Origin of the sequence: Pseudomonas sp. HT11 (assembly GCF_044875395.1) — a bacterium.
Classification (GTDB): Bacteria; Pseudomonadota; Gammaproteobacteria; order Pseudomonadales; family Pseudomonadaceae; genus Aquipseudomonas.
In genome coordinates this window covers 4,644,879-4,656,973 of the sequence record NZ_CP173217.1, presented here as the reverse complement: position 1 = coordinate 4,656,973, position 12,095 = coordinate 4,644,879, and the positions used below count along the sequence as shown (strand labels likewise).

Genomic DNA, 12,095 nt, shown 5'->3' with positions numbered 1-12,095 from the left:
GAGCCCCTTGATTTTTTAATCCTGAACCAACGGTTGTAACTTCCGATGAGATCGGTACAATGGCGCGGCTTGCCGAGAGGCGAGCGTCGTTATGGTGACCCCATCGGTCCCCCCGCAACGATTACCCGTGAACCTGGTCAGAGCCGGAAGGCAGCAGCCACAGCGGGAACATTGTGTGCCGGGGTGTGGCTGGTGGGGTTGCCTCCATAACGCTCTCCCGCAACCCCCTCTGTTTCAAATCAAAAAACGTTTCTTCAGTCATCTGCCCATTTGTAGTGCGCAGCCATGACGGCTTTTTGCTGGACAACCTTCGACCGTCTGCTAGCGTCAATCATGGGTTTTTTTCAAAAAATGACCGTGGTGCTGGAGTAGTAAAGAAGTGATGGCACTCCTTCAATCAGAAAGGATGATTGCCATGCACAGCCTCCAAGGTATACCCAGCCGTATCAGCGGTTCCGTCGGCACCGCCGGCAAGGCCCGCAATGACTCTGATGATGTTCGATCCATTCAGAATCTATTCAACCTGATCACCGCCAAACCCGCTTCGCCTTTGCTGGTGGATGGCAAGTGCGGCCCGCTGCTGGTCCAGCGTATCAAGGACTATCAATCCAATCGTCTCAAGGTCGCCACACCCGACGGCGTGATTGACCCGGCAGGCCGAACGTTCAGCGCCCTGCTCGAAGACGCGCGCAAGACAACTCCCGTGACCCCGGCCAACGACTCGGCCGGTACCGCTGTCGCCCCAACCCCGCCACGCCCTCTGGCGCCTGCCCCGGCCCAACCAGACACACTGCATTGGGTTACAAAAGCCACCTGTGATGGACGTGTGACACTGACCGATGCTGACTTTCAAAGCGCCGCGACAGCGCTGGGCAGCGGTATCTCGGTGAACATCATCAAGGCGTTCGCCACTGTGGAATCTGGTGGGCGATCCGGCTTCGGCCCCGCCCAGATGCCGGTGATCGCGTATGAAGGTCACATCTTTCGCAAATACACCCAGCAGAAGTACGACAAGGCCTATCCCCTCCTGTCATACCCCTACCGGGAAAAAGCCGGCCCGCAATGGAAAGCCAACAACAAAACCCAGGCGGTGGCGTGGCAGACCCTGGCCGATGCGTTCAAGTTAAATCAGGAAGCGGCGTTGATGTCGGCGTCGTACGGCATGTTTCAGATCATGGGCTTCAACTTCGCCGCCTGCGGTTACAAGAGCGTCTTCGATTTTGTCAGCGCGATGAAACTCAACGCCGGCCAGCAGCTGATGGCGTTCGTCGGTTTTTGCCGCAAGAACCCGGCCTTGTTCAAGGCCATGAAGAACAAGGACTTCGCGGGCATGGCTGCCCAATACAACGGGGCGGATTATGGTGATTACGACAAGCGAATCCAGAAAGCCTTTGAGGCGCTGGAGAGGAAAAAGTAGCCGTGCATGACGGTTGTTTCACAACGTGCAAAGCGCCCACTGGACAACCCAAAACCATCTTGTTAGTTTCCGCCAGCCACTTGTTTCGAGGTGTAACAAGAGCGCTGCATTGATATTGAAGTGCCAGCACTTCTTTAACTTACAAGGATGTCAGTGATGAAAAGCCTGCAAGGGTTGCCCCGTCTTATCAGTGCTTCGGTGGGCGCGCCCGGTAAAGCGCGCAACTTGCCTGCCGATGTTCAGTGCATCCAGTATTTATTCAATTTGATCATTCCCAAGATGGGGTTTCCGCTGGCCGAAAATGGCAAGTGCGACGGCCAGTTGGTGCAGTGCATCAGCCAGTATCAGTTTCGCCACCTTAAATACGCGCACCCCGATGGGGTGATCGACCCCACCGGTCGTACGTTCAACAGCCTGATCGAAGAGGCGGTGAAAGTGCCGGTGAAGGCGTTTCCGACGATGCGCATTCCAAGCTTTCTCAACGCGTTCGGCAATAACAACGCCGATGCGGTGCAGGCCACGGTCAATGTGTACCTGGACCGCATGCGTGCGATGATCGAGGCCGAGCGACGCAACCGGCAATTGATGCTCCAGCCCACGTGCGACGGCGGCATGACGCTCACCGAAACCGACTTCCAGAACGCCGCCACGCAGTTGGGCAGCGGTATTTCGGTGAATATCATCAAGGCCTTCGCCACCGTGGAGTCCGGCGGGCGTTCCGGTTTCGGGCCGGCCCAGCTGCCGGTGATCGCTTTTGAAGGGCACCTGTTTCGCAAGTACACCAAGCACATCTACGACCAGGCACATCCACTGCTGTCGTATGTCTACGTGAGGAAGGCCGGGCCACAGTGGCAAGTCAACAACAAGGACCAGGCCAAGGCCTGGGAAACCATGGCCACCGCCTTTGCGCTGGATCAGGAAGCGGCCTTGATGTCGGCGTCCTGGGGTATGTTCCAGATCATGGGGTTCAACTACGCCTCCTGTGGTTACAAGACCGTGTTCGAATTTGCCGCGGCATTAAAGATCAATGCCGGCAACCAATTAAAGGCGTTCCTCGGTTTTTGCAGCAAAAGCCCGGCGTTGATCAAAGCCATGAAAGACAAAGACTACGTGGCCATGGCGCGCAACTATAACGGCGAGGATTACGGCGACTATGACCGCCGTATCAAGAAGGCCTACGAAGCACTGGAAGGGAAGAAATAAGATGATGCGTTTTCTGGCAGTGGGTGTTTTGTCGTTGTGCGCTATCGCGCCTGCATGTGCAGACGAAACAGCCTTGCACTCTGGCAAGTACGAAGGGCTGATGCTGGCGGTCACCCCTGAGCATCAAGTCGAAGGTTTCTACTCGGAAGCGTTGGGTGAGGGCGTAACGCGCACCTGTACGTTTTACCTGCAAGGCGCGCCCGAAGCGCTGACGACCTGGGTCGACGACGCCTACCCTGGCAGCGTGACGGCCTCGTCCGATGGCGTGACGCTGACCGTGGAACAAGGCCGCCAGCACCCCGGTTGCCTCAGCGTGCTGATGCCGGAAATCGCCACCGGGCTGGACCTGACCCAAACCGCCAGCAAACAGTGGATCGGCCTGGTGACGGTCACTGCCGACAAGGCTTATCTGCTCAAAACCCCTGGCGAAAGTGCGGGCAAGCGTCCGTATATCGTCAAGGACGATGTGGTCGGCGTACTGGCTTTCAAAGATGGCTGGGCCCAGGTTGAATTCACCAATGCCAAGGACCGCTCGTTCACCGGCTGGATCCGCCAGGATCAATACAGCCGCCTGACTGCGCCCAAAAGCTGAACCGCGCCCCTCTATCAGGACAAGTCTTACCTGCCGGTCAGGACGCTGCGTGTCGATGAGGTGATGTGCGCAAAAGTGACGGATGGGCGCGGCAAACCCGAAACCTTCTACGTGTTTACCCACGCTGATGCCTTCATGCTTGCCCCGATCACGCCGCGCGGCGCAATCAACGTGCCGATGAAGGACAAGATCTTCGATTACCTGTTGAGCCATCAGCAGAAGGTGTTCACCGGTATCGAGGGCTCATTTGTGAAGCTCACCGGTAATCGGGTGCTGCGCTATGTAACGGTGCCGGGCTACAAGCCAGGGATGGCGGCTGTGGATGAGTTTGCGATCGTCAACCCATGCCCGGGCGCGCAGCCGCCAGAGCCTGCTGCGCAGCACTGAGCCAACCCCTGCGCCGCAACGTGTCATGCACGTTGCGGCATTTTTATGCCCGGGGTTCAGGCCTTGTTGCGGTTGAACAGCTTGCGGATCACGGCGAACAGCGCCACAACGCCGACCATCAGGAACTTCTTCGCCGCCAGCAGGAAGATGCCGATCTTGGCAAACAACCCGGCCTTGGCCGCTATCCCGCCGGCCACCAGGGCCGCCAGGCCATAAGTGGCCAGCTTGTCGGTCTTGGGGTTGAAGTCGGTGTACAGGTTGCCGTCGGTGAAGTTGGTAAAGGCCAAAACCTTGGGCATTTCCTGCTTGATGGTGGACAGGTCGGCCATGGCGGCGACGGCGTTGAGTTCCAGCACGCCTTCACGGCCCAGCACGCGGATGCTGTAGTTGAGGGTGGTTTGCTGGGCGTCGTCGGCTTTCAGCTCGCGCGCCCAGTACATTTTGTGGGTGGCATCGTCGTAGCGCGGCGGTTCGGCCCAGCCCAGCAGGTGCAGGCCGGCGTAGCCTTGTTTCTGGCGTTGCTGGTTGTCTTCCTCGTCTTCTTCCTGCATTTGCTTGAGCAGTTCGGCGTAGTCGATTTTTGCCGCGTCCTCGTCGGAAACGTGCCCGTCAGCCTTGTAGCTGACGATCACGCCCCAGCCGCGTTCCGACAAGGGGCTGACTGCTTTTGGCACGATCATGCCCAGGGTTTTGAAGCCGGGTGGGTTGCCCCAGCCATCGGTCAACAGGCGCTCGGTGTCGGCGGGGTCGAGGTAGTAGAACTCGTCGTTGAGCTTGAGCGTGGCAATGCCACTGGGCAGCGTGACCGTGCCGGTCTTCTGCTTGAGTGAGGCGAGGAAGTGTTCAGCCGTTTCAGCCGGCGCGCTGGCTTCGGCGGGCGCGGGCGCAGGTGCAGCAAAGACGGGTAGGGCAGACAGGCTCAGCGCAGCCGCCGCTATCAACACGCGGAAGTAATTCATGGTAGTCCCTTACATTTTGAATTAATTTCGCGGAAGAATACTGAAATTTGCTGCCCGGGTCAGCCAAAAGTCTCCCGCAGCAGCCCCGCAAACGCATCCCGTGCCAAATGCCGCTGGGTGTCCTTGTGCCAGAACAACAGGTTGTCCACGGCCTGCAGCTCTTCAAACCGGTAGGAGGCCAACTGATTGGCCTGCTCATAGCGGGCCAGGATGCCTTCCGGCGCCAATGCCACGCCAATCCCCGCACTGACACAACCGATGATCGTGCCCCAGCTGGCATAGCTGGCGATGCTCGGTTTGAAAGCATGCGGTTTGACCCAGTTCTCCAGCGCCGCGCGATACGGGCAGCCTGCTGGCCATACCAGCAGCGTACGACCGGCCAGGTCTTGGGCACTGTTGATCGGGGCGCTGGACGCGCTGGCGATCAGCACCAGGCGTTCGCTGTAGACCACGCTGTGTTCAAGCTTGGCGCGTTTGCCACCACAGGCCACCAGCGCCACATCGAGGCGATGGTGTTGCAGGTCGTCCAGCAACTGCGCCCAGGCGCCAGTGACCAGCTCGAGCGAGACATCCGGGTAGCGCCGATGGTATTCCGCCAGCAAGGGCGGCAGGCGGCCGCTGGCGCTGGATTCCACCGCGCCGATGCGCAAGGTGCCGCGGGGGATGGCGTCGGCATCCACTGCGCGTTTGGATTCGTCTACCAGCGCCAGAATGCGCTCGCAGTAGTCCAGGAAGATTTCCCCGGCGGCACTGATTGCCAGCCCGCGCCCGGCACGGATAAACAAGGGCGTGCCCAACTCGCTTTCCAACTGCTTGATCCGCGTGGTGATGTTGGACGGCACGCAATGCAATTGCAGGGCGGCCTGGGCCACGCTGCCGGTTTGCGCCACGGCTCGCACCATTTTCAGTTGGGCCAGTTCCATTGCTCAGTTCCAGTGATTTCAGAAGTCAGAAACGCTTAATTGTCCTGCGCCTTGCCGGGGCCAAGACTGACGGCATCCTACTCAGTTGCCGGACATCGTCGATGAATACCCCATCACCCGCAAAGCTTACGCTAGTCATCTCTGGCGTCATCCTCTGTTGGGCCTATTCGCCGATTGGCGTGCACATGGGGTTGCACAGCTACAGCCCCGGCCAGTTGGCGTTGCTGCGATTTCTGATTGCGTCGGTGTTCATGGCCGGTGTGGCATTGGCGGTAGGCATTGGCCGGCCGCGTTTGCGCGACCTGCCGTGGTTACTGGTGCTGGGGTTCTTCGGCGTGTTTTTGCACCACACCAGCCTCAATTATGGGCAGCAATGGGTGACGGCGGCGGCGTCGAGCGTGCTGGCGCAGTCGGCGCCACTGTTCAGTGTGCTGATCGCGTGTTTGTGTTTGAAAGAGCGCGTCAGTGCCTGGCGCTGGGGTTGTGTGTTGCTGGGCTTGCTTGGCGTGCTGGTGGTGATCTGGGGCGATCATGGCGTGGGCGATATTGACCCGCGCGGTTTGCTGATTGTGCTGGCGGCGGTGTCATGGAGCGTGTATTTCGCCATCCAGAAACACTATGCCCATCGCTACAGCCCGCTGACCATGGCGTGTTACATGGTGTGGGCGGGCACCCTGATGCTGTGCGTGAACCTGCCAGGCCTGGCCAATGCCGTGGAGCAGGCACCGCTGGCGGAAAACCTCGCGGTGCTGATCCTCGGCATTTTCCCCAGCGCCCTGGCGTACCTCGCCTGGGCCTATGTGTTGAAGCACGTCGAGGTCAGCCGAGCGTCGGTGGCGATGTACCTGATCCCGCCGGTCGCCATGGTGATGGCCGCGACGCTGCTGGGCGAGCACATTGCCGTGCAGGTGATGCTGGGCGGCGTGATGGTGCTGGCCAGCGTGGCGGCCATCAGCCTGGAGGGCCGCTGGCGGTCAGTCGCTCATGCAGAACGCGCGCAGTCGGTGGCCATCGAGGTCCTGGGCGACAAAGGTGTAGCCGAAATCCATAGGGGTCGGTGACTGAATGATAGTTGCGCCGCGCGCCACCCACTGAGCGTGCAGGGCGTCTACGGCGGCCTGGTCTGGCAGGGAAAAGCCCACCTCACCGCCGCCGCCGGTCATCTGGGCCGCAGGCTCCACCGTGTGGCGCGACCACAGCCCCAGCTTTACGCCGTTGTCGAGGATGAACAGGGCAAAGGTGGGGTTCAGTTCAACCGGCGGCTTATCCAGCAGGCGGCTATAAAAGTTGGCACTGGTGGCCGGGCTGTCGACGTAGAGCAGGAAGTAATGGGCGACGGTGTGCATTGCAGGCTCCTTGGGAATGGGCGTTCAAGTGCGCCCAGTCTAGAGGGATGCCCTGTCAGTTCTTGTCAGGAGTGAGCGGTGATCGCTCACTTTCGCCGGTGTACAGGTTGATGATGTCGTCGATTTCCCCCGACATCTTCATCCGCAGCAGCGTACGCAAGATCCGCTGTACCGGCACGTTCGGGTCGTTGCGCACGATGCAACCCAGGCTTTGCTCGTCTATGATCGCGACCTTTTGCAGCCGCTGGTTCGGCGGCAGGTTCAAATTGAAGCGTTCGAGTATCCATTCGTTAATCACGGCGTATTCAAAACGCCCGGCGACCAGCTTTTGCAGCACCAAGGCTTCGCTGCGCGAATCGTCGCGGGTGAGCTGGCCAGTGGTAAACAATGGGTCGAGCACAGCGTAGCGGTAGTTGAGCACCGTGCCGATCGGCTGAGGCGTCAGCGTGCCGACTTCTGCAGGCTGCGGCGTCGCGTGGCGGCTTACCAGCACATTGCGTTGCACCATCAGCGGCACGCTCCAGGTGTAGTCGCCGGACAGGCTGTCGACCCAGTCCTGGGCGACATAACAGCGTACATCGACGTCGCTATGCGCCATGGCGTTGGCGATGCGTGCCCGCGCCAGCACGTGAAACTCGGCCGGGCGCCCGACCTGGGTGGCCAGGCTTAACATCAAGTCATACAAAATGCCTTGGGTGGGCTGGCTGTCCTCCACCTGGGCCATCGGCATCGCCCAGCTGTCGGAAACCGAGAAACGCAACGGCGCAGGCGCCGCGAGGCTGGTAAGGGAAATCATCCATAAGGCGCCCAGGACTACGCGCATACACTCTCCGGGTTCAGGCCTTTGCGGGGCCATTGAGCAGAGCTTAGTCAGATTAGACGAGCGTGCCGGATGCAATTTCCCCCTTGCTCCGCTAGCATTACCGGCTTCCGCTTCCCAGTTGCGACGGTTTTCGATGAGTTATCAGGTTCTTGCACGTAAATGGCGTCCGCGCTCGTTCCGCGAAATGGTCGGCCAGACCCATGTGCTCAAGGCTCTGATCAATGCCTTGGACAGCCAACGGCTGCACCACGCCTACCTGTTCACCGGCACACGAGGGGTGGGCAAGACCACCATCGCGCGCATCATCGCCAAATGCCTGAACTGTGAAACCGGTATCACTTCGACGCCTTGCGGCACGTGTTCGGTGTGCCGCGAGATCGATGAAGGGCGTTTCGTCGACCTGATCGAAATCGACGCCGCGAGCCGCACCAAGGTCGAAGACACCCGCGAGTTGCTCGATAACGTGCAGTACGCACCGAGCCGTGGCCGCTTCAAGGTCTACCTGATCGACGAAGTGCACATGCTTTCCAGCCATTCCTTCAACGCGCTGTTGAAAACCCTGGAAGAGCCGCCGCCGTACGTCAAATTCATCCTGGCCACCACCGACCCGCAGAAACTTCCTGCAACGATTCTGTCGCGGTGCCTGCAGTTTTCCCTGAAAAACATGACCCCTGAGCGTGTGGTCGAGCATTTGACCCACGTGCTGGGGGTCGAGAACGTGCCGTTCGAAGACGACGCGCTGTGGCTGCTTGGCCGCGCGGCCGATGGTTCGATGCGCGATGCCATGAGCCTCACCGACCAGGCCATCGCCTTTGGCGAAGGCAAGGTGATGGCCGCCGACGTGCGCGCCATGCTCGGTACCCTCGACCATGGCCAGGTGTTCGACGTGCTGCACGCGCTGATCGAGGGCGACGCCAAGGCGTTGCTCGAGGCGGTGCGCCACTTGTCGGAACAAGGCCCGGACTGGAACGGCGTGCTGTCGGAAATCCTCAACGTCTTGCACCGCGTTGCGATTGCCCAGGCGTTGCCTGAAGGTGTCGACAACGGCCATGGCGACCGCGACCGCGTATTGGCGCTGGCCCAGGCATTGCCGGCCGAAGATGTGCAGTTCTACTACCAGATGGGCCTGATCGGGCGCCGCGACCTGCCGCTGGCACCGGACCCGCGCGGTGGCTTTGAAATGGTCCTGCTGCGGATGCTGGCGTTCCGACCGGCGGATGCGGCCGACGCGCCGAGACAGCCGCTAAAGCCAGTGGGGATCAGCCAGGCCACAGTTGATTCCGCCAAACCAGTGGCTGGCGCGGCCGTAGTCGCGCCAGTAGTTGCTGCGCCTGCGCCCGTGGCGCCCGCGCCTGAGCCGGTAGTGGTTGCGCCCGAGCCGGTGACGGCTGCGCCAGCCATCGCGCCGGCGCCGGTGACCGAGCCTGAGCCCGAAGCCGTGGTCGACCTGCCGTGGAATGACCCGGTAGACGCCGAGCCCGACGTGGAACTGCAGCCTGCCGTGGAGCCCGTGCTGGAAACCAGCGGTGAGCAGCCCGAACTCACGCCGATGCCGACGCCGACGCCCGACAGCGTGGTGCCGGACGCACCCGAGTGGGTGTCTGCCCCGGTTCCAGAGCCGACCGTCGCCCAGGTTGAAGCCGCAACACCCGGCATCGACCTCGATGACGAACCTCCGCTGGACGAAGATTACATCGAGCCGGACATGGATTCGGCCTACAGCTACCTCGATGACCTGGCCAGCGAACACACCGCTGAGCCTGCACCCGAGCCCGAGGCGGAACCGGCTGCGGCCCCGGCCACCGGCCTGGCGCTGCAATGGCTGGAATTGTTTCCGAAGTTGCCGATCTCCGGCATGACCGGCAGCATCGCCGCCAACTGCACCTTGATTGCCATCGATGGCGACCACTGGCTGTTGCACCTGGACCCGGCGCACAGCGCGCTGTTCAACGCGACCCAGCAACGCCGGCTCAACGATGCATTGAACCAGTACCATGAGCGCACGCTGACCATCACCATTGAGTTGATCAAGCCCGAGCAGGAAACCCCGGCCCAGGCCGCAACACGCCGACGCATCAACCGTCAGCGCGATGCCGAGAACTCGATCCAGGCTGATCCGCTCATCCAGCAAATGATGCAACAGTTCGGTGCGGTCGTGCGTCACGATACTATTGAACCTGTCGAAGCCCCGGTGCCCCAAGCGTCATGACACCGGGCTATTAATTGATCCACGTACTTTTGAGGTGATTCCCATGATGAAAGGTGGCATGGCCGGCCTGATGAAGCAGGCACAGCAGATGCAGGAAAAGATGGCCAAGATGCAGGAAGAACTGGCCAACGCCGAAGTCACCGGTAAAGCCGGTGGCGATATGGTTAGCGTGGTGATGACCGGTCGTCACGACATCAAGCGCGTGAGCATCGACCCAAGCGTATTGCCAGGCACCAGCGAAGATGACCTGGAGATGCTTGAAGCGCTGTTCGCCGCGGCCGTCAACGACGCCGTGCGCAAGATCGAAGCCAACAGCCAGGACAAAATGTCCGGCGTGACCGCTGGCATGCAACTGCCACCGGGCATGAAGATGCCGTTCTGATGGTCTAGCCTTGGCTAGAATCAAATGCCAGGCCCAGTGCCTGGCATTTTTGTTTGTGCCGATCCAATCGAACCCTGGCGTGGCAAGCATGGTCTGCACCCTATACCGACGCATTCGATAAAGGAGCCCCCTCATGCCTCAAGAACCCATTCTCAACCAGCGCATCGTGCTGGTCTCGCGCCCGCAAGGTGCGCCAACTCCTGAAAACTTTCGCCTGGAGCGCGTGAATTTGCCGGAGCTGGCGGACGGCCAGGTGCTCTTGAAAACGCTGTACCTGTCGCTCGACCCGTACATGCGCGGCCGCATGAGCGACGCACCGTCCTACGCCGCACCGGTGGAAATCGACGAGGTAATGACTGGTGGCGCTGTCAGCCGTATCGAGCAGTCGCGTAATCCGAAATTTGAAGTTGGCGACCTGGTCGTCGGTTCCACGGGCTGGCAGAGCCACAGCATCAGCGACGGCCGTAACCTGATGCCGGTGCCCGGTGGCCTGGCCAGCCCGTCGATGGCGCTGGGTGTGCTGGGGATGCCGGGCATGACGGCGTACATGGGGTTGATGGATATTGGTCAGCCTCAGGCCGGCGAAACCCTGGTGGTCGCGGCGGCGTCTGGCGCAGTCGGCTCGGTGGTGGGCCAGGTGGCCAAGCTCAAGGGCTTGCGCGTAGTGGGCATCGCCGGTGGCGCGGACAAGTGCCGCTACGTGGTGGACGAGCTGGGTTTTGACGCCTGCGTCGATCACAAGAGCGCCAACTTTGCCCAAGAGCTGGCCCTGGCGTGCTCCAACGGCGTGGACATCTATTATGAAAACGTCGGTGGCAAGGTCTTCGACGCGGTATTGCCGCTGCTCAATCCCAAGGCACGCATTCCCTTGTGCGGCCTGATTGCCGGCTACAACGCCCATGAAGCCCCCAGCGGGCCGGACCGGCTGCCCGCGTTGCAACGCACCTTGCTGACCAAACGCGTGCGCATCCAGGGTTTTATCGTGTTTGACGACTATGGCGATCGCCAGCCCGAATTCCTCAGCGCCATGGCGCCGTGGGTGCGGGATGGCAAGATCAAGTTCCGCGAAGACGTGGTGGAGGGCCTGGAGCAGGCGCCCGAAGCCTTTATCGGTTTGCTCGAGGGAAGCAACTTCGGCAAGTTGGTGGTACGCGTCGCGCAGGATTGACCATTTGACGCTAATCCGGGGCGCGGGTATAAACCGCGTCTCGTTGTTTTGTCGGACCATTCGCTCATGAGCTTCAGCCCCCTGATTCGCCAACTGATCGACGCCTTGCGCACCTTGCCGGGTGTCGGTCAGAAAACCGCCCAGCGTATGGCGCTGCAACTGCTGGAGCGTGATCGCAGCGGTGGCACCCGGTTGGCCCAGGCCTTGAGTCAGGCCATGACCGGTGTGGGCCACTGTCGCCAGTGCCGCACCCTCACCGAAGAAGACCTTTGCCCGCAATGCGCCGACCTGCGTCGCGACGACACGCTGCTGTGCGTGGTGGAAGGGCCGATGGATGTGTACGCGGTGGAGCAGACCGGCTATCGCGGGCGCTACTTCGTGCTCAAGGGCCATCTGTCGCCGCTCGATGGCCTGGGGCCGGAAGCCATCGGCATTCCGCAGTTGGTGGCGCGCATTGAAGAGCAGGGCACGTTTACCGAGGTGATCCTGGCGACCAACCCGACGGTGGAAGGCGAAGCCACCGCGCATTACATCGCCCAGCTGCTGACCAATAAAGGCTTGATTACCTCGCGCATCGCCCATGGCGTGCCGTTGGGCGGCGAGCTGGAATTGGTGGACGGCGGGACACTGGCGCATTCGTTTGCAGGCCGCAAGCCGATCGCCCTCTAAGCCACACCGCTGTTCAA

The 12,095-nt window shown here is 61.0% G+C and carries 13 protein-coding genes and 1 other RNA gene; 10 read left to right on the top strand and 4 right to left on the bottom strand.

What is annotated here, in order from left to right; all coding sequences use genetic code 11:
• Positions 1 to 101: 101 nt before the first annotated feature.
• The 5 genes from ffs (at position 102) to ABWL43_RS21490 (ending at position 3,599) form a co-directional block, all read left to right on the top strand.
• An RNA gene (ffs, locus tag ABWL43_RS21510) (signal recognition particle sRNA small type) lies at positions 102 to 198 on the top strand.
• A gap of 217 nt (positions 199 to 415) precedes the next feature.
• Entirely contained in the window at positions 416 to 1,417 is a 1,002-nt protein-coding gene (locus tag ABWL43_RS21505; protein WP_404484211.1) for an N-acetylmuramidase family protein, read from the top strand.
• Between the two features lie 156 nt (positions 1,418 to 1,573).
• Complete coding sequence (locus ABWL43_RS21500; RefSeq protein ID WP_404484208.1) at positions 1,574 to 2,620, top strand: N-acetylmuramidase family protein; 1,047 nt, start codon at positions 1,574 to 1,576, stop codon at positions 2,618 to 2,620.
• A gap of 1 nt (position 2,621) precedes the next feature.
• The gene (locus ABWL43_RS21495; RefSeq protein WP_145159080.1) at positions 2,622 to 3,212 is read left to right on the top strand and encodes a hypothetical protein; all 591 of its coding nucleotides are present in this window, start codon (positions 2,622 to 2,624) and stop codon (positions 3,210 to 3,212) included.
• A 63-nt stretch (positions 3,213 to 3,275) separates the two neighbouring features.
• A complete protein-coding gene (locus ABWL43_RS21490; protein ID WP_145159078.1) occupies positions 3,276 to 3,599 on the top strand; it encodes a hypothetical protein in 324 nt (107 codons plus the stop codon).
• Between the two features lie 56 nt (positions 3,600 to 3,655).
• On the opposite strand, the gene ABWL43_RS21485 is transcribed toward ABWL43_RS21490, so the two are convergent.
• Together ABWL43_RS21485 and ABWL43_RS21480 are read right to left on the bottom strand one after the other, a co-directional pair.
• Positions 3,656 to 4,558, bottom strand: coding sequence for a DUF2167 domain-containing protein (locus tag ABWL43_RS21485; RefSeq protein ID WP_404484205.1), 903 nt, complete (start codon positions 4,556 to 4,558; stop codon positions 3,656 to 3,658).
• Positions 4,559 to 4,617: 59 nt separating this feature from the next.
• On the bottom strand, positions 4,618 to 5,481 hold the full coding sequence (locus ABWL43_RS21480) for a LysR family transcriptional regulator (protein WP_145159074.1): 864 nt from the start codon (positions 5,479 to 5,481) through the stop codon (positions 4,618 to 4,620).
• Positions 5,482 to 5,582: 101 nt separating this feature from the next.
• Between ABWL43_RS21480 and ABWL43_RS21475 the strand changes: the two genes are divergently transcribed.
• Positions 5,583 to 6,542, top strand: a complete 960-nt coding sequence (locus ABWL43_RS21475) for a DMT family transporter (protein WP_404484201.1) — start codon at positions 5,583 to 5,585, stop codon at positions 6,540 to 6,542.
• Here the strand turns inward: ABWL43_RS21475 and ABWL43_RS21470 are convergent.
• Together ABWL43_RS21470 and ABWL43_RS21465 are read right to left on the bottom strand one after the other, a co-directional pair.
• A complete protein-coding gene (locus ABWL43_RS21470; protein ID WP_404484198.1) occupies positions 6,456 to 6,827 on the bottom strand; it encodes a VOC family protein in 372 nt (123 codons plus the stop codon). The two genes, ABWL43_RS21475 and ABWL43_RS21470, sit on opposite strands and share 87 nt — an antisense overlap.
• Before the next feature lie 55 nt (positions 6,828 to 6,882).
• Entirely contained in the window at positions 6,883 to 7,650 is a 768-nt protein-coding gene (locus ABWL43_RS21465; RefSeq protein ID WP_404484195.1) for a substrate-binding periplasmic protein, read from the bottom strand.
• A gap of 133 nt (positions 7,651 to 7,783) precedes the next feature.
• On the opposite strand from ABWL43_RS21465, the gene dnaX reads away from it, so the two are divergent.
• The 4 genes from dnaX to recR all read left to right on the top strand — a co-directional run bounded on the left by dnaX (position 7,784) and on the right by recR (position 12,078).
• Positions 7,784 to 9,859, top strand: coding sequence for a DNA polymerase III subunit gamma/tau (gene dnaX, locus ABWL43_RS21460; protein ID WP_404484192.1), 2,076 nt, complete (start codon positions 7,784 to 7,786; stop codon positions 9,857 to 9,859).
• Between the two features lie 43 nt (positions 9,860 to 9,902).
• Positions 9,903 to 10,241 (top strand): YbaB/EbfC family nucleoid-associated protein, encoded by a 339-nt coding sequence (locus ABWL43_RS21455; RefSeq protein WP_083357362.1) that lies wholly within the window; start codon positions 9,903 to 9,905, stop codon positions 10,239 to 10,241.
• A 133-nt stretch (positions 10,242 to 10,374) separates the two neighbouring features.
• On the top strand, positions 10,375 to 11,409 hold the full coding sequence (locus ABWL43_RS21450; protein WP_404484188.1) for an NADP-dependent oxidoreductase: 1,035 nt from the start codon (positions 10,375 to 10,377) through the stop codon (positions 11,407 to 11,409).
• A gap of 66 nt (positions 11,410 to 11,475) precedes the next feature.
• On the top strand, positions 11,476 to 12,078 hold the full coding sequence (gene recR, locus ABWL43_RS21445) for a recombination mediator RecR (protein ID WP_106576337.1): 603 nt from the start codon (positions 11,476 to 11,478) through the stop codon (positions 12,076 to 12,078).
• The last annotated feature ends 17 nt before the right edge of the window (positions 12,079 to 12,095 follow it).